The organism is Stenotrophomonas pictorum JCM 9942 (genome assembly GCF_001431585.1).
Lineage (GTDB): Bacteria > Pseudomonadota > Gammaproteobacteria > Xanthomonadales > Xanthomonadaceae > Stenotrophomonas > Stenotrophomonas pictorum.
Genome location: NZ_LLXS01000018.1, coordinates 66,939 through 83,040, shown reverse-complemented (window position 1 = coordinate 83,040; position 16,102 = coordinate 66,939). Strand labels below are relative to the sequence as shown.

The 16,102-nt window shown below is 65.4% G+C and carries 12 protein-coding genes; 5 read left to right on the top strand and 7 right to left on the bottom strand.

Annotated features, from left to right (window positions below; genetic code table 11):
• Window positions 1-156: 156 nt before the first annotated feature.
• Window positions 157-1,569 (bottom strand): serine hydrolase domain-containing protein, encoded by a 1,413-nt coding sequence (locus ARC78_RS07755; RefSeq protein ID WP_054660662.1) that lies wholly within the window; start codon window positions 1,567-1,569, stop codon window positions 157-159.
• A 79-nt stretch (window positions 1,570-1,648) separates the two neighbouring features.
• On the opposite strand from ARC78_RS07755, the gene ARC78_RS07750 reads away from it, so the two are divergent.
• On the top strand, window positions 1,649-2,254 hold the full coding sequence (locus ARC78_RS07750) for a LemA family protein (protein WP_057506036.1): 606 nt from the start codon (window positions 1,649-1,651) through the stop codon (window positions 2,252-2,254).
• Between the two features lie 67 nt (window positions 2,255-2,321).
• Entirely contained in the window at window positions 2,322-4,253 is a 1,932-nt protein-coding gene (locus ARC78_RS07745) for a M48 family metallopeptidase (protein ID WP_057506035.1), read from the top strand.
• Window positions 4,254-4,265: 12 nt separating this feature from the next.
• Here ARC78_RS07745 and ARC78_RS07740 read toward each other — a convergent pair whose 3' ends face one another.
• Entirely contained in the window at window positions 4,266-5,864 is a 1,599-nt protein-coding gene (locus tag ARC78_RS07740; protein WP_054657456.1) for a GMC family oxidoreductase, read from the bottom strand.
• 152 nt (window positions 5,865-6,016) lie between these two features.
• Between ARC78_RS07740 and ARC78_RS07735 the strand changes: the two genes are divergently transcribed.
• Both ARC78_RS07735 and ARC78_RS07730 read left to right on the top strand, forming a co-directional pair.
• A complete protein-coding gene (locus ARC78_RS07735) occupies window positions 6,017-7,381 on the top strand; it encodes an NTP/NDP exchange transporter (RefSeq protein ID WP_083468380.1) in 1,365 nt (454 codons plus the stop codon).
• Window positions 7,382-7,444: 63 nt separating this feature from the next.
• On the top strand, window positions 7,445-7,801 hold the full coding sequence (locus tag ARC78_RS07730) for a DUF1304 domain-containing protein (RefSeq protein WP_054657458.1): 357 nt from the start codon (window positions 7,445-7,447) through the stop codon (window positions 7,799-7,801).
• Window positions 7,802-7,850: 49 nt separating this feature from the next.
• On the opposite strand, the gene ARC78_RS07725 is transcribed toward ARC78_RS07730, so the two are convergent.
• From ARC78_RS07725 to ARC78_RS07715, 3 genes are all read right to left on the bottom strand, one after another.
• Window positions 7,851-8,198: a DUF4442 domain-containing protein gene (locus ARC78_RS07725; protein WP_338062229.1), complete on the bottom strand. Its 348-nt coding sequence runs from the start codon at window positions 8,196-8,198 to the stop codon at window positions 7,851-7,853.
• Window positions 8,199-8,382: 184 nt separating this feature from the next.
• Window positions 8,383-10,857, bottom strand: coding sequence for an acyl-CoA dehydrogenase (locus tag ARC78_RS07720; protein ID WP_057506034.1), 2,475 nt, complete (start codon window positions 10,855-10,857; stop codon window positions 8,383-8,385).
• Window positions 10,854-11,762, bottom strand: coding sequence for an alpha/beta fold hydrolase (locus ARC78_RS07715; protein WP_054657460.1), 909 nt, complete (start codon window positions 11,760-11,762; stop codon window positions 10,854-10,856). The genes ARC78_RS07720 and ARC78_RS07715 overlap by 4 nt, the downstream gene beginning before the upstream one ends.
• A 165-nt stretch (window positions 11,763-11,927) precedes the next feature.
• Here ARC78_RS07715 and ARC78_RS07710 point away from each other — a divergent pair, with 165 nt between their 5' ends.
• Window positions 11,928-12,530: a TetR/AcrR family transcriptional regulator gene (locus ARC78_RS07710; protein ID WP_054657462.1), complete on the top strand. Its 603-nt coding sequence runs from the start codon at window positions 11,928-11,930 to the stop codon at window positions 12,528-12,530.
• A 244-nt stretch (window positions 12,531-12,774) separates the two neighbouring features.
• On the opposite strand, the gene ARC78_RS07705 is transcribed toward ARC78_RS07710, so the two are convergent.
• On the bottom strand, window positions 12,775-13,242 hold the full coding sequence (locus tag ARC78_RS07705; RefSeq protein WP_089153122.1) for a hypothetical protein: 468 nt from the start codon (window positions 13,240-13,242) through the stop codon (window positions 12,775-12,777).
• A 75-nt stretch (window positions 13,243-13,317) separates the two neighbouring features.
• Complete coding sequence (locus ARC78_RS07700; RefSeq protein ID WP_054657464.1) at window positions 13,318-16,056, bottom strand: TonB-dependent receptor; 2,739 nt, start codon at window positions 16,054-16,056, stop codon at window positions 13,318-13,320.
• Window positions 16,057-16,102: the final 46 nt, after the last annotated feature.

Below are 16,102 nucleotides of genomic sequence, written 5' to 3'. Positions count from 1 at the left end.
GGATGTGGATGTACAACCATGAACGCCCAAACATGGCCTTGGGCGGCATCACCCCCAAGCAGCGGTTGGCCATGGCCGCATAGCTCTACTTCTCAGAACTCTGGTTAATGGGGGGATTACCATTGGCCGCCTTTGTCTGCTGCACTGTGCCGGCGCTCAGCGCGGCGAGGCCACCGCACGCTCGGAGGACGCGCCCTTTTTGCCGTCACGTGCAGGGGCACCGTCGGCCATCAGGTTGTCACTGCCGAAGTCGGTATCCACATCCAGCCAGCGCTGCGTCGGCAGGCCAATGGCGCGGTCCAGGATGGTGGGCATCATGCCGCTGGGCAGGCTGCTTTCGCCGTTCCACATGATGGCGATACCCAGGTCGCGCTCGGGCAGCAATGCCACCAGGCCGCGGTAACCCTGCACGGCACCGGCATGGAACACCACCGAGTGACCGGCATAGTCGAACACACGCCAGCCCAGTGCGTAGCCGGCCGAATCCAGACGTTCACGCCGCCAGCCCGAGCGCATTTCGCCGGGGGTACTCACCAGCGGTGCGTGCAGGGTGGCCAGCAACGGCGCCGGCAGCACGTCCGGACGATGGCCGGTGTGGGCCAGCAGCCATTGCGCCATGTCGCTGGCGCTGGCATTGACGCCGGCCGCCGGTGCGACCCGGTAGTAGGTGGGCTTGGGGGTCAGCGAAACCCAGCCGTTGCGGCTGCGCACGTGCGGACGCGCCCAGCGCGAACTGGCCTGGATGCCGGCCAGGCCGAGGCTGGCATCGTTCATGCCCAGCGGCTTGAGGATGCGCTTCTCCACCGCCTGCTCGTAGAAGTTGCCGGAGGCGGCGAACACCACATCGCCAACCAGGCTGAAGGCCACGTTCTGGTAGGCGTAGCAATCGCCAGGGGCGCACCTCAGTGGCGCGCTGGCCAGTTTCTGGGTCAGCGTGTAGTAGTCGGCGTTGGCTTCCACATCGCGGTCGTAGGCGTTGTAGGTCAGGCCGACGCGATGGCTGAGTACATCGGCGACGGTCAACGCATTGGTCGCCTCGGGCGTGGCCAGGCGGAAGCCGGGCACGTAGTCGGTGATCTTGCTGTCCCAGCGCAGCGTGCCATCGTTGACCAGCAGCCCGGCCATGGTGCCGGCAAACGCTTTGGACAACGAGGCCAGGCGGAACACGGTATGGGCGTCCACCTGTTGCGGGTTGCTGATATCGGTAACGCCATAGCCGCGCGCGGAAAGAATGCGGCCGTTGTGGACGATGGCCATGGCCATGCCCGGAACACGGTTGCCATAGGTCAGTTGCTCGGCCAGCGACTCGATCGCGGCCACATTGAACTCGGGCGACAGCGGTTGCACCTGGTCGGGCCGCAGCGCGGCGCGATAGGGCATCGGTTGCGTGGGCGATGGGGGCGGCGCGTTTTCCAGATTCACCGGCAGGGCTGCGCTGGCGGTCACGTCGATGGGCAGGTTGGCGTGGGTGGGCGTCTGTGCGGTGGACGCCAATGCGAAGGGCATCAACACCCCCAGCAATCCCGATGCCACCGGGCGGATTCCCCGGCGCGAGTTCTTTTCTTTCATCGTGATCGGTGCCTGTAAGCTACTGCCGTCGGCGATTCTAGCGCCGCTTTTCACGATTGCACAAACGGGGAGAGGATGAATGGGCATCACATTGATATTGCTGGTCTTTCTTGTGGTGGCTGTCGCAGTTATCGCGGCCGGTGTTGGCATCTATAACGGACTGGTCCGTTCCCGTAATGCGTACCGGAATGCGTTCGCGCAGATCGACGTACAGCTGCAGCGCCGCTTCGACCTGATTCCCAATGTGGTGGAAACCGCCAAGGCCTACATGAGCCATGAGCGGCAGACGCTGGAGGCGGTGATCGCCGCACGCAGCGCGGCGCAGTCCGGGCTTGCGGCGGCCAAGGCCGCTCCGGGCGATGCGGCGGCGATGGCGCAGCTGGCCGCCTCGCAGGGCCAGTTGAACGGAGTGCTGGGACGGTTGATGGCCGTGGCCGAGGCCTATCCGGAATTGAAGGCCAACCAGAACATGCTGCAGCTGAGCGAGGAACTGGGCAGCACCGAGAACAAGGTAGCGTTCGCTAGGCAGGCCTACAACGATGCGGTGATGGCCTACAACAACCGCCGCGAGACCTTCCCGGCCAATGTGTTTGCCGGCATGTTCCATTTCCCCACGGCCGCGCTGCTGGACATCCCGCTGGAAAAGCGCGAGCAGGTGCGCGAGGCGCCCAGGGTCCAGTTCTGATCCTGCGCAGGGCAGGGAAGGCCGGCACGTGACGACAGTCGCGTCCGGTGCCAGCTAGGGGGGCGGGATGAATTTCTTTGAACACCAGGCACAGGCGCGGCGCAATTCCGGGCGCCTGCTGCTGCTGTTCGCGCTGGCGGTGATCGCCATTGTCGCGGTGCTGGACGCACTGGTGCTGGTGGCCACCGGCAGCGTGCGGGGCGTGCTGTGGTGCACGTTGCTGACCCTGGCGGTGATCGCGTTGGCCTCGCTGTACCGCATCGCCTCGTTGCGGGGTGGTGGTGAAGTGGTGGCGGTACAGATGGGCGGCACCGAGGTGCCGGCCGATACCCGCGATCCGGCGCTGCGGCGGTTGCGCAACGTGGTGGAGGAGATCGCCATCGCCTCCGGTGTGCCGATGCCGCGGCTGTATGTGCTGGAACAGGAGAACGGCATCAACGCCTTCGCCGCCGGGTATTCACCGGCCGACGCCGCCATCGCCGTCACCCGGGGCAGCTTGCAGCGGCTCAACCGCGATGAACTGCAGGGCGTGATCGCGCACGAGTTCAGCCACATCCTCAATGGCGACATGCGGTTGAATATCCGCCTGATGGGGGTGCTGTTCGGCATCCTGATGATCAGTCTCATCGGCAAGCGGGTGCTGCTGCACCTGAGTGCCGGTTCGCGGATAGGCGGCAGGCGCGGGCTTGGGCCGATCTCGATCGTGCTGGTGATCGGCGTGACCGGCATTGTCGTGGGCAGCATTGGGGTGTTCTTCGGACGGCTGATCAAGGCGGCGGTGTCGCGCCAGCGCGAGGTTCTGGCCGATGCCTCGGCGGTGCAGTTCACCCGGCAGACGCAGGGGCTGGCCGGGGCGTTGAAGAAGATCGGCGGGCTGGCCGAGGGTTCGCAGCTGGCCGACCGTGCCAGCGCCGAGGAAGTCAGTCACATGCTGTTCGGCGAAGGACTGGGCTTTTCGCGCTGGTTCGCCACGCATCCACCCCTGGTGGAGCGGATCCAGCGGCTGGAGCCTTCGTTCCGCACCGAACAGTTGCAGCGTTTGCGCGGTACCTGGTTTGCCAATCCGCCCGATGGCCTGGCCGAGGATCGCGCGCTGGGGCTGGCCCGCAGTGATGTGCCCGGTGTGGACGCGCTGGCGCCCGCTGCAGTGGCCACTGTGACGTCGCGGTTGCGGGTCGATCCAAGGCAAGTCGCCGCGCAAGTCGCCACCCCGGCTGATGACGACTACCAACAGGCGATCCGGCTGGCCGGCACCCTGTCGCCGCAGCTGCGCGAACTGGCGCGTGACCGGGAGGCCGCACAGCCGCTGCTGCTGGCGTTGTTGCTCGATGCCGACCCTGCGGTGGCGGTGTTGCAGCGGCAGGCGGTACAGGCGCAGCTGGGCGCTTCTGTGGTCACGCGGCTTCAGGCCATGGCCGATGGTCCGTTGCATGGTCTCTCTCGCGCGCTGCGCCTGCCGCTGGCGGCACTGGCGTTCCCCGCATTGCGGATGGCGCCGCGCCCGCAGTTGCGGGCGTTCGTGCAGTGCATCGAGGCGCTGGTCCATGCCGATGGGCGGATCTCGCTGTTCGAGTACTGTCTGTCGCGCCTGCTGCAGGTGCAGGTGCTGGCCGCGCTGGATCCCTCGCGCCACCCGCATTTCGGCCGGCGCAAGACCACCGGCGTGCGCCAGGAGCTTTCCACGTTGCTCGCGGTGGTCGCGCGGGCCGGCAATCTCGGTGACGAGGCCGCCGCGCGGCGCGCCTATCTGGCTGGGTTGCAACGCATCCTGCCGCACGATCACCTGCCCTATGCGCCGCCGTCGGCCGGCGTGCTGGCGCTGGATGCGGTGTGGGCGCCGCTGGATGCGCTCGATCCGCTGGCCAAGCAGCTGCTGGTGGAAGCGGTGACCGCCACCATCAGCCACAACCAGCGCGTCAGCGTGGCCGAGGCCGAACTGCTGCGGACCATCTGCGCCACGTTGCATTGCCCGTTGCCGGCGCTGTTGCAGGTGGCCTGAGCCGCGGAGCGGTCAGCCCGGCGGCGAGGTGTCGAGGATCAGGCTGGCGGCGCGCTCGGCGATCATGATGGTCGGTGCGTTGGTATTGCCCGTGGGCAGGCTTGGCATCACCGAGGCATCGATTACCCGCAGGCCGTCGATGCCGCGCACGCGCAGCTGCGGATCGACCACGGCCATCGCGTCGCTGCCCATCCGGCAGGTGCCGACCGGGTGGTAGATGGTTTCGGCCTTGGCGCGGATGAAGGCTTCCAGCCCGGCATCGTCCAGGTGCTCGTCGGCAGGGAACAGCGGTGCCCTGCGCCACGGCGCGAAGGCCGGCTGCTGGAGGATGTCGCGGCTCAGGCGCGCGGCTTCGACCATCATTTTCATATCGAAGCCTTCGGCATCGCCCAGATAGTTGGCATGGATACGCGCCGGCGCGGCGGGATCATGGCTGGCCAGTTCGATGCGGCCGCGGCTGCGCGGGTGCAGGTAGCAGGCGTGCAGGGTGTAGCCCTCGCCGGGCAGGCGGTGGCGGCCGTGGTTGTCCAGCATCGCCGGGACGAAATGGAACTGGATGTCGGCCCGTTCGTCGGCGGCAAAGCGCGAGCGCACGAAGCCGCCGGCCTCGGCCACATTGCTGGTACCGGCACCGCTGTGACCGCGCAGGAAATAGTCGAAGCCGATCTTCAGCTCGCTGGCGCGGTCGTAGCTGACCCCGGGCACAGTGCGGTACAGCGTGCAGATGTCCAGGTGGTCCTGCAGGTTGGCGCCGACACCGGGCTGGTCCAGACGCACTTCGATACCGTGGCGTCGCAGGTGCCCGGCCGGGCCGATCCCCGAGAGCATCAGCAGCTGCGGTGAGTTGATCGCGCCGGCGCTGAGCAGTACTTCGCGGCGGGCCCGCACTTGCTGGGGCTGGCCGCGGACGCGCAACGCCACGCCGGTGACGCGTTCGCCTTGAATCTGCAGCCGCTCGACCAGCGCGCCGGTCAGCACCTGCAGGTTGGGGCGCTGGCGGACCGGGGCCAGATAGGCGGCCGCCGAAGAGCAGCGCGCACCGTCCTTCTGGGTGACCTGGTACAGGCCCACGCCTTGCTGAGTGGGACCGTTGAAATCGGGGTTGAGCGCGAAACCGGCCTGCTGTCCTGCCTCGATGAAGGCATGGCTCAGTGGATTGACGTGACGCAAGTCCGACACCTTCAACGGGCCATCGCCACCGTGCAGGGCATCGGCACCGCGCCCGTTGCCCTCGCTGTAGCGGAACCAGGGCAATACCGTCTGCCAGTCCCAGCCGGTGGCACCGGCATCGGCCCAGCGGTCGTAGTCGCCTGCCACGCCGCGCGAGTAGCACATCGCATTGATCGAGCTGCTGCCGCCCAGTACCTTGCCGCGCGGCCACCACAGGCGCCGGTTGTTCAACGCCGGCTCCGGTTCGGTGTCGTAGCTCCAGTTCAGGCGCCGGTTGTTGACCAGCCGGGCAATGCCTGCCGGCATGTGGATCAGCGGATTCCAGTCGCGCGGGCCGGCTTCGATCAGCAGCACCCGCCGCTGCGGATCGGCGCTGAGCCGGTTGGCCAGAACACAGCCGGCCGAACCGGCCCCGACGATGATGTAGTCGAATTCCTTCACGGCCTTCCCCTTTCCCTGCTCCGCAGAATAGAACGGCCCGTCGCATGGCGGCCAGACCGTTTGCACTGGCGATGTTGCAGTGCATCGGATAAGTTGCGCCCACGCCGCGGAACCGGCGTGCCGGATCCCCCACCCGTGGTGCAGTCAGACGTATGAGCAAGCTTTCCCCTCCCGCGCGCGGTGGCCTGCGCCAGGTGATTTCCCTGCTCGGAGTGGAAGCTCCGGCGCTGTGGTGGTCGCTGCTGTACTTCTTCTGCCTGCTGACCGGCTACTACCTGTTGCGTCCGGTACGCGACGCGATGGGCGCCTCGGATGATGTGCTGGCGGTGTTTCCGGCCTCGCTGGTGCAGTGGGCCGGACACCTGGGGGTCAGCCTCGGCGACTTTACCCTGCAGGTGCTGTTCACCGGCACCTTCCTGTGCATGGTGCTGCTGCAGCCGGTATACGGCGCGCTGGTGTCGCGCTATCCGCGGCGGGTGTTCCTGCCGGTGATGTACCTGGCTTTCATCAGCTGCCTGCTGTTTTTCTACTGGGCGTTCCGCGAGGAACTGCCCGGGCGCGGCGCGGCGTTCTTCATCTGGGTGGCGGTGTTCAACCTGTTCGCAGTGTCGGTGTTCTGGAGCTATATGGCCGATGTGTTCTCCAACCAGGACGCCAAGAAGGTCTACGGCTATATCGGCGCCGGGGGCACCATTGGCGCACTGACCGGGCCGCTGGTCACCCGCCTGCTGGTGGAGAAGATCGGCGTGGGCAACCTGCTGCTGGTATCGGCCGCCTTCCTGGGCGCGTGCCTGTTCGCGATCCTGAAGCTGCGCAAATATGCCCTGCAGCGCGAGCAGCGGCTGCGCGACAGCAGCGGCGAGCAGGCGATGGGTGGCTCGGTGCTGGCCGGCTTGAAGCTGGTATGGAGCGATCCGCTGCTGCGTGCGCTGGCGGTGCTGATGTTCTTCGGCGTCGGCGTGGGAACCCTGCTGTACAACGAACAGGCGGCTATCGCGCGACGCTTCTTCACCGATGACGCCGCACGTACGGCGTACTACGCCAACATCGATCTGGCGGTGAACGTGCTGACGATCTTCGTGCAGGTATTCCTGACCCGCTGGCTGATGCGCCGCTACGGCATCGCCCCGCTGCTGCTGTTGCCGGCGCTGGCGATCCTGCTGGGTTTCTCGCTGCTGGCCGCCTCACCGCTGCCGCTGCTGGTGGCGGTGGTGCAGGTGATGACCCGCGCCGGCGAGTTCTCCCTGGCCAAGCCGGCACGCGAAACCCTGTATACCCGGGTCAGCCGCGAGTCCCGCTACAAGGCCAAGGCGGTGATCGATACGGTGATCTATCGCGGCGGCGACCTGACCTTCGTCTGGCTGCACAAGCTGCTGTCCAGCATGGGGTCGCATCTGGTGTTTATGGCGGGCGTGGGTGTGGCAGCGGGCATGACGATCGGCGCGATCCGGGTGATCCGCGCGCAGCGGAGCCTGCCGGACGAGATGCCGGTCAACGCATCGGTCGATCCGGCATAACCGGGAGGTGCCGTCGGCCTGCCGGGCCGGCCATGCTGCCGCTGTTCCGCCGGATGGACGCCGATGCGTCCGAGGTCTTTGGCCGCGTTGCTGGTGACGGTGCTGGTCGCCGTCCTGCACCGCTGTTTCCTGGTGCTGGAGATGTTCCTGTGGTCCCGGCCACTTGGGCTGAAGACCTTCCGCAATACTCCGGAGAAGGCCCAGAGGACCCGTGTGCTGGCTGCCAACCAGGGCCTGTACAACGGCTTTCTCGCCGCCCGGATTGTGGCGGGGCTGCTGCTGGAGCAGCCTGTGTTGGTGACGTTCTCGCTGCTCTGCGTGGTGGTCGCCGGCAGCTACGGAGCGTTCAGTGTGAACCGGCGGATCTTCTTCATCCAGGCGTTGCCGGCGATCCCGACGCTGGGGTTGCGCGCGGTGTAGCCGCTGCCCGGCGGTGGCTCCAACGGCACCTCCAGATCCATGCATCCACTCAGTCTTTGCGCGGCGACGCCCACCGCGCAGTCCGTGCCTGGAACACCTCCATGCCGGCAGCATCGCTCACGTTGATCCTCGCCGGCAGGGCGTAGCCAGCCGCTGTGCTGGCGGGAGGCAGTTCCGGTGTTGCCACCGCTTTCAGAAGGCCTTGTGCCTTGGTCAGGTGCTTCACTTCCATGCCCCTGGGAATCCAGCGCATGTTGGCCGGCAGGTTGGCATCGAGCAGGATCCAGCCCATCCGTTCGGCCGGGCTGCACATCGCGATCGCGTGCACGGTGTCGATAGGGGGGGACTGATGCGGCGGCGTTGGCGCATCCCCTGCGCAGCGGCCCGGTTCCAGCACGGTGATCCGCGGCGAGAGGCTGGCTAAGCAGGGCGCCTTGCGGCACACCGCCCGTCAGAACAGTTGCCGGCCGGCCAGCGGGTGAAATAGCAGTACAGCGAAAGCAAGGCGGCAGTCGTGGTGTGGATTCCTGGCATGAAAACGGCGGGCACAAGGCCCGCCGTCGGTATTGCATGTGATTGGCTTATGCGGCCTGCTGCGGGCGCTGCCTGCCGGGCAGGTCGTAGTAGCCGGCAGAGCGCAGTTCGTGCGCGTCGAAGTCGTCCACGGTGATCGTGTCCATGGTGATCTCGCGCAGCTCTTCCAGCAGCTTGCGCTCGTCCTGGGTGATCACGCCCTCGGCCACGGCCTCATCCAGCTGGCTGGCGAAGGTCAGCGCTTCGATGCCCTTGGTCTTCAGGGCCTTGAGGAACTTGCGTTCCACCGGTTCGGCCATGATCGCCTTGGACAGATAGCTGTTGATGCGGCCGCCCGGGTTGTTCTCGCACGGGGTCAGGAACACACCCTGGGCCAGGCGGTCACGCGCTTCGTTGGGCGCCATCAGCGAGGCGGCGACGCGGCGGCTCAGACGGTCACCCGGGGCCTCGGCGCGACGGCCAAGCGGGAAGATCAGCGCCCACATCAGCCAGCCGATCGGGCGGATCGGGAAGTTGCGCAGCGCCGCCGACAGCGATTCCTCGATCTTGTGCACGCTGTCGTGGAAGGCCCAGGCCAGCAGCGGCTGGTCGGCCTGCGGGGCGCCTTCGTCGTGGTAGCGCTTGAGCATGGCGCTGGTCATGTAGATGTGGCTGAGCACATCACCCAGACGACCGGACAGCGATTCCTTGAACTTGAGCTTGCCGCCCAGGGTCATCATCGAGATGTCGGCCATCAGCGCCAGGTTGGCCGAATAACGGTCCAGCTTGCGGAAATAGCGGCGGGTGTAGGCGTCGCCCGGGGCGGCACCGAAGCGCGCACCGGTCAGGCCGAACCACAGCGAGCGCACGGCGTTGGAGATGCCGAAGCGGACATGGCCGAACAGCGCCTGGTCGAATTCACGCAGGCCGGCCTTGCGGTCTTCATCCTGCGCGGCCTTCATTTCCTTCAGCACCCACGGGTGGCAGAGGATGGCGCCCTGGCCGAAGATCAGCAGCGAGCGGGTCATGATGTTGGCACCTTCCACCGTGATGGCGATCGGCGCGGCCTGCCAGCTACGGCCGGCAAAGTTGCGCGGCCCGAGGATGATGCCCTTGCCGCCGATCACGTCCATCACGTCGGAAATGACTTCGCGGCTCATGTTGGTGCAGTGGTACTTGGCGATCGCCGACGGCACCGACGGCACGTCGCCACGGTCAACCGCAGCCGCGGTCGCCTGCGACAGCGCACTGATCTTGTAAGCCTTGCCGCCGATACGGGCCAGTGCTTCTTCCACGCCTTCGAAGCGGCCGACCGACAGGCCGAACTGCTTGCGGATGCGTGCGTAGGCACCGGTCACCACCGCGCCGGCCTTGGCACCGCCCGAGGCGGTGGAGGGCAGGGTGATGGAGCGGCCAACGGCCAGACACTCGTTGAGCATGTTCCAGCCCAGGCCGCGCTTCTCGGCGCCGCCGATCAGCTGGGTCAGCGGAATGAACACGTCCTTGCCGCGGATCGGGCCGTTCTGGAAGGTGGAATTCAGCGGGAAGTGGCGGCGACCGATTTCCACACCTTCGGTATCGCGCGGCAGCAGCGCCAGGGTGATGCCGATGTCCTTTGTGTCGCCAAGCAGGCCGTCCGGATCGTACATGCGGAAAGCCATGCCGATCAGGGTCGCGACCGGAGCCAGGGTGATGTAGCGCTTGTCGAAGGTCAGCTTCAGGCCCAGCACTTCCTCGCCCTTCCACATGCCCTTGCAGACGATGCCGAAGTCGGGGATGGAGGTGGCATCGGAGCCGGCGAACGGGCCGGTCAGGCCGAAGCAGGGCACTTCCTGGCCGATGGCCAGGCGCGGCAGATAGTAGTCCTTCTGCTCCTGGGTGCCGTAATGGTTGAGCAGCTCACCCGGGCCCAGCGAATTGGGCACGCCGACGGTGGAGCTGACCACGCTCGATACCGAGGCCAGCTTCTGGATCACCTTGTGGTGGGCCAGCGCGCTGAAGCCCAGGCCGCCGTATTCCTTCGGGATGATCATGCCGAAGAACTTGTTCTTCTTGATGTAGTCCCACAGCTCCGGCGGCAGGTCGGCGTGGACGTGGGTGATCTCGAAGTCGTTGACCATCTTGCACAGCTCTTCCACCGGGCCATCGAGGAAGGCCTGTTCCTCGGCGGTGAGCTGCGGCTTGGGATAGTTGAGCAGGATGTTCCAGTCCGGGTCACCGGTGAACAGCTCGCCCTCGAAGCCGACCGAGCCGGTTTCCAGGGCGATGCGCTCGGTCTTGGACAGCGGCGGCAGCACCTTGCGGAACACGCCCATGAACGGTGCGGTGATCAGCGGCTTGCGCAGGAACGGCAACAGCACTGGAACACTGATCAAAGCAAGGATTGCCGCCGCCACGAGGATCGCGGTCTGGTTGATGCCGGCGAACCAGCAGGCGCCCAACAACACCACACTGGCGAGGGTCCATACGACCAGGCGCATGCGGTGATACGCGACAAAGGCACCTGCCAGCAGCAGGACCAGAAAGGGAACGACGATGCTCATAGGCTTGCTCCGGTAACGTGCTCGGTTCGGACAGACGCGGCAGCCGAAGGCAGTGCGTCCAGGTAGTTCAACACGGCGGCGGTAAACGCGTTGTTGTCATCGCCGGCGACCATATGGGTGGCCTCGGGCAGACGCACATGCTGCGCGTGCGGCACCAGTGTCATGAATTCTTCCACGGTCTGCGGCGAGACCATATCGCTGCGACCGCCGCTGATCAGCAGCAGCGGGCAGTGCACGCGGCGTGCCGCATCGACGATCGCGTCCTGATGCTGCTCGCTGTCGCGCGCCAGCTCCTCGACCAGACGCGGATCCCAATGCCAGTTCCAGCGCCCGTCCGCGGTGGCGCGCAGCAGCGCACGCAGGGCATCTTCGCTCTTGCGCGGGCGGTGCGGCAGGTAGGCGGCGATGCTGTCCGCGGCGGCCTGCAGCGATGCAAAGCCATCAGGATGCGCACTCATGAAGGCGAGGATCCTCTCCACGCCGCGGGTTTCCCAGCGTGGGGTGATGTCCACCAGCACCATCGCCGAGAACAGGCCCGGCCAGCGGGCTTCGGCCATCAGACCGAACAGGCCGCCCATTGACGCGGCCACCAATACCGGCGGACGCGGCAGTTCGCCGGCCACCACGATCAGGTCGTCGGTGAACTGATCGCCGTGATAGGGCGTATCCCCCGGGTTCCAATCCGAATCACCATGGCCGCGGGCGTCGTAGCTCAGCGTGGCATGGCCGGCCATGCCCAGTGTCTGCGCGGCCGCGGCCCAGGCGCCACGTGTCTGGCCAAAGCCGTGCGCGAACAGAACCGGAGCATGCCGCCCCGCCGTTCTCGATGCGCCCAGTGCAATGCCGTTGGCACCTTGGAGGCGGATTTCGTCGACGTGCGGGATGGAGGGGGAAGTGTTGGCCATACCTGATGGTATGGATCGTTTGGCTGGACTGTCAATACGAATGCGTATGGATTGTGCAAAGCCCCGGAAAACAATGGCTTTCCGTAAGAGTCCCGAGGCTGTTCCGTCAGCCTGCGATTCCATTGCATACTGCAACCAATCCCCGCCGTATGGTTAAATCTGCCCATGAACGACTCAACAACTCTTCCGGCAGATTCCCGTGGTGCGCGTCACAGCCGACTCAGTGCCGACGACTGGGCGCAGGCCGCACTGGATCTGATTGCCGAACAGGGTGTCGGCGCGGTGGCGGTCGAGCCGCTGGCCCGCCGTCTGGGGGTCACCAAGGGCAGCTTCTACTGGCACTTCCCGTCACGCGATGCGCTCCTGCAGGCGGCATTGGAGCGCTGGGAAGTGGTAGAGCAGCAGCAGGTGTTCGGCAGTCTGGAAGAGGTGCCCGATCCACGCACGCGGCTGCGTGCGCTGTTCCAGCTGGTGGCCCATGAAGTCACCCCGCACATCATCTACAGTGAACTGCTCAAGGCGCTGGACAACCCGATGGTGCGCCCGGTGATCGACCGGGTTTCACAACGACGCATGGAATACCTGATCGCCTCGTTCCGACAGGCCGGCCTGAGCTCCACCGACGCCCGCCATCGCGCGCGTCTGGCCTACGCCGCCTACGTCGGCTTCCTGCAGCTGTCCCTGCAGTTGCAGCAGCCCAAACAGGCCCGCGAAGATTTCGAGGCCTACGTCGAACACGTCATCGAGACGTTGATTCCGAACGAGTGAACACGCCGGAAAACTGCACAGCAAAAGTTCGGTGCCGTTGTGTGCGGCACCGCCCGGCACCATCTGTTGCCGGGCCGTAGAAGCCACCCCCGTGTGGGCATCGGCAGGCCTCATTCAGGCACTCAATGCTTGATCAGGCTGCCTTGGTTTATTCTTGCACGGTGCGGCGATGGCAGGGCGGGCGGAGGGCGGCGTCTGCCCTCCACGCGGGCTGATGGGTCCTGCAGGCCGCTGCCGGGGTACGTTACTCGACCTTCTTGGGGGTGCGCTGCATGCGCATCACACTGTCCTGCGCGTTGTTCTTCTGGCGGCGCCGCTCTGCAACCGTTAGGCAGTTGTTCTGCGGCATGTTTGAGCCCACGGTGCGTTCACGGCGGCAGATCAGCCGGCTGTCCGCCGCGGCCTGCGTCAGGATCGTATTGATCAGGCTCTGGTCGTTGAAGACTGCGACGCGGTTGTGCTCGGGAAGCTGCGCGGGGTCGGGCTGGGTCTGCAGATGCTGCAGGATACGGCCCAGTGCGGCGGTCACCGCGCTTCGGTCCTCGACTGAAATCTCGCGGTACTTGTCCTCGTTCAGATCGGCCAGCACCTGGCGGCGCTGTTCTTCAAAGGGCTTGGCGACATCGACGGCCTTGGTCTGCGCGCTTGCGCCTGCCGGTACCAGCAGGGCCAGCAATGCAATGCGGTAAATCCAGTGGTGCGGGGTGCTCATCACGATCTCCTTTCGTTCAAAAGAAGATGGCCCGGCGAGCCGGGCCATCTGCGTGACACTAGTGCAGTGCCAGCATCAGAAGCGCTGGGTGTACTGCATGTACATGTAACGACCCGGGATATCGTACTGCGGGTCGAACGAGTTGGCGAAGACGTTGTTGGCACCGACGCGGACAGTACCGTTCCACGGCAGGTTGTAGCTCATCTGCAGGTCGTGGTAGGTAATCGATTCCAGCCTGCCTTCACTGATGTCTTCGGTCAGGCCCGAACGGTAACGGATCATCCAGCTTGCGCTGAAGTCGCCGTAGGACCAGTCGGTGGTCAGGTTTCCACGCAGGCGCCAGTACGGATCGGACTCGAAGTACATGCCGTTCAAGGCTTCCCAGTCATCATTCTTCGAGTCGCGCGAGCGGTTCTTGCTGACGTAGGTCGAGTCCAAGGTGAAGGCGAAGGTGCCAACCGAGGTTTCCGGCATGCGGTACTTCACCGTCAGGTCGTAGCCTTCCACTTCCTGGTAGCCGGCGTTGATGGGACCGATGAACATGTCGGTGACCAGGCCGTCGGCACGGCGGGTGAACAGGCTGCAGTAGCTGCTGATGCCGTCAACGTAGCACTTGTCCAGGATCGCATCAGCGGTGAAGCTCTGAATGCGGTTTTCCAGATCGATCGACCACCAGTCCAGCGAGACGTTCAGGCCGGTTGCCCATGCCGGGCTGTACACCAGGCCCAAGGTCTTGCTGGTGGAAGTTTCCGGGGTCAGGTTCGGGTTGCCGCCGAGGGTGAACGGGAAGATGGTCTGGCCACCGGCCGCGCCGCCGCCGCTGTTGTACTCGGCAATGAAGCCTGCCGGCACACCGGCGGCCTGACAGGCACCCAGCACGCTGGCATCGCCGGCGAAGCGGCCATTGGCCGAGCAGGGATCGGAGTACTGAACGAACGAGTCGGAGGCACCGCGGTACAGGTTGGTGATCGACGGCGCGCGGAAGCCTTCCGCCCAGTTACCACGAACCAGCAGTTCGTCGAACGGCTTCCACTTGAAGCCAAACTTGCTGTTGGTGGTGTTGCCGAAGTTGCTGTAGTCCGAGAAGCGGGTGGCCAAGCTCAGTTCCAGCAGCTGCGCGCCCGGCACGTCCTTGAGCACCGGCACCAGGACTTCCAGGTAGGCGTCGTCCAGGCTGTAGGCGCCGGAGGTCGGGTCAAACGCGTTGCCGGAGGTCAGGCCGTTGGCGATGAACGCGTCCGGCGAGGAGTAACCGCTTTCCTTGCGGTGCTCATAACCGGCGGCGAAGCTCAGCCAGCCCGCCGGCAGTTCGAACAGTTCACCGGACAGGTTCGCGGTGACGGCTTCGTTGCGGTACTGATAGGTGTTGTGAGCGGTGAACAGCAGGTAGTCCAGCATTTCCTTGCTGACGGCGCCCTGCGGCGACAGCGGATTGAACGGCACGCAGCCATCGATCACGGCGCCGCCCGGAGCGGTGACGCAGACCACCTTGCCGTCGCGCACTTCCGATGCGCCAAGCGAGGATTCCAGGGTCAGCAGGTTGGCGTCGCCGACCTGGGTCTCCACTTCATTGGTCTTGTTGAACGCGTAACCGACGTCCCAGTTGAACTGGCGGCCTGAGAACTCGAAGAAGCCATCCAGGCCCAGATAGACGTGACTTGTCTTGCTGTTCTGGTCATACAGGCGCGCCGCTTCGGTCAGGCGGTGGGTCCAGCTGACATCCCGGCCGTCGCCACCATATGCGGTGTTGTACGGGTTGAAGTAGCTGTCGCCACTCATGCTGATGCCGGTGTTGATGGTGCTCAGCGGGAAGCCGGCCAGCTGCTGTGCCGAGCGACGCTCGTTGTACAGCGCATCCATCTTGAAGGTGATGCTGTCGGTCAGGTTGTAAGAACCCTGCGCGAACAGGGCACTACGCTTCTGCGGGGTCGCCAGGTAGTTGTCGGCCGCATAGTTGTAATTGAAGGCGCTGGTGTACGGCACATACTGGTCGATGCCGTAATACGGGTTGCTGGCCAAGCCGCTACCGATCGCACCCGGACGCAGGGCGAGGTTGCCGCCGGCGGATGCCGGGGCATTGATCTTGCCGTTGGCCGAATAGCTGCTGTAGTAGGCCGAACCCAGACCGAAGTACGGCTCACGGGAAATGGCACGGTCCTTGGCCAGAACCTGGTCTTCCTTCACGCGCGAGAGACTGATGACCAGGTTGCCGCGGTCGCTGCTGGTGCCGACTGTGGCGTCGAAGGCAGTGCGCTGACCATCGCCCTTGTCGTACTGGCCAATATAGGCGTTTGCTTCGGCGCCATCGAAGTCGCTGCGGGTGATCAGGTTGACCACACCGGCGATGGCGTCGGAGCCATAGAAAGAGGAGGCGCCATCCTTCAGCACTTCCACGCGCTCGATGATCGCAGCCGGAATGGTATTCAGGTCGACCGAGCCGGATAGATTGGCAACCCAGCGGCGGCCATTGACCAACACCAAGGTGCGCTCTGAGCCCAGGTTGCGCAGGCTGATGGTCGAGGAACCGTCACCACCGTTGTTGAAGTTGGTGTTCAGGCCGGCGCCGTTGGCCGAGATGCGCTGGAGGACGTCGGCGACCGAGGTGAGGCCCTGCTTCTCGATGGCTTGGCGGTCCATCACGAAGACGGGCTGCGAGGTTTCCACGTCCACCGAGCGGATGCGGGAACCGGTGACTTCGATGCGGTCGAGGTTGGTCGGGCTGCTGGATTCCTGCGCCTGTGCGGTAGCGGTACCGGCGCTGGCGATCAGTGCCAGGACCACTGCATCACGCAGCTTGTTGGTCTTGCAATTCATTGGCTCTCTCTCTCCAAGGGATCTTGGTAGTTGCAATCGGAATTGC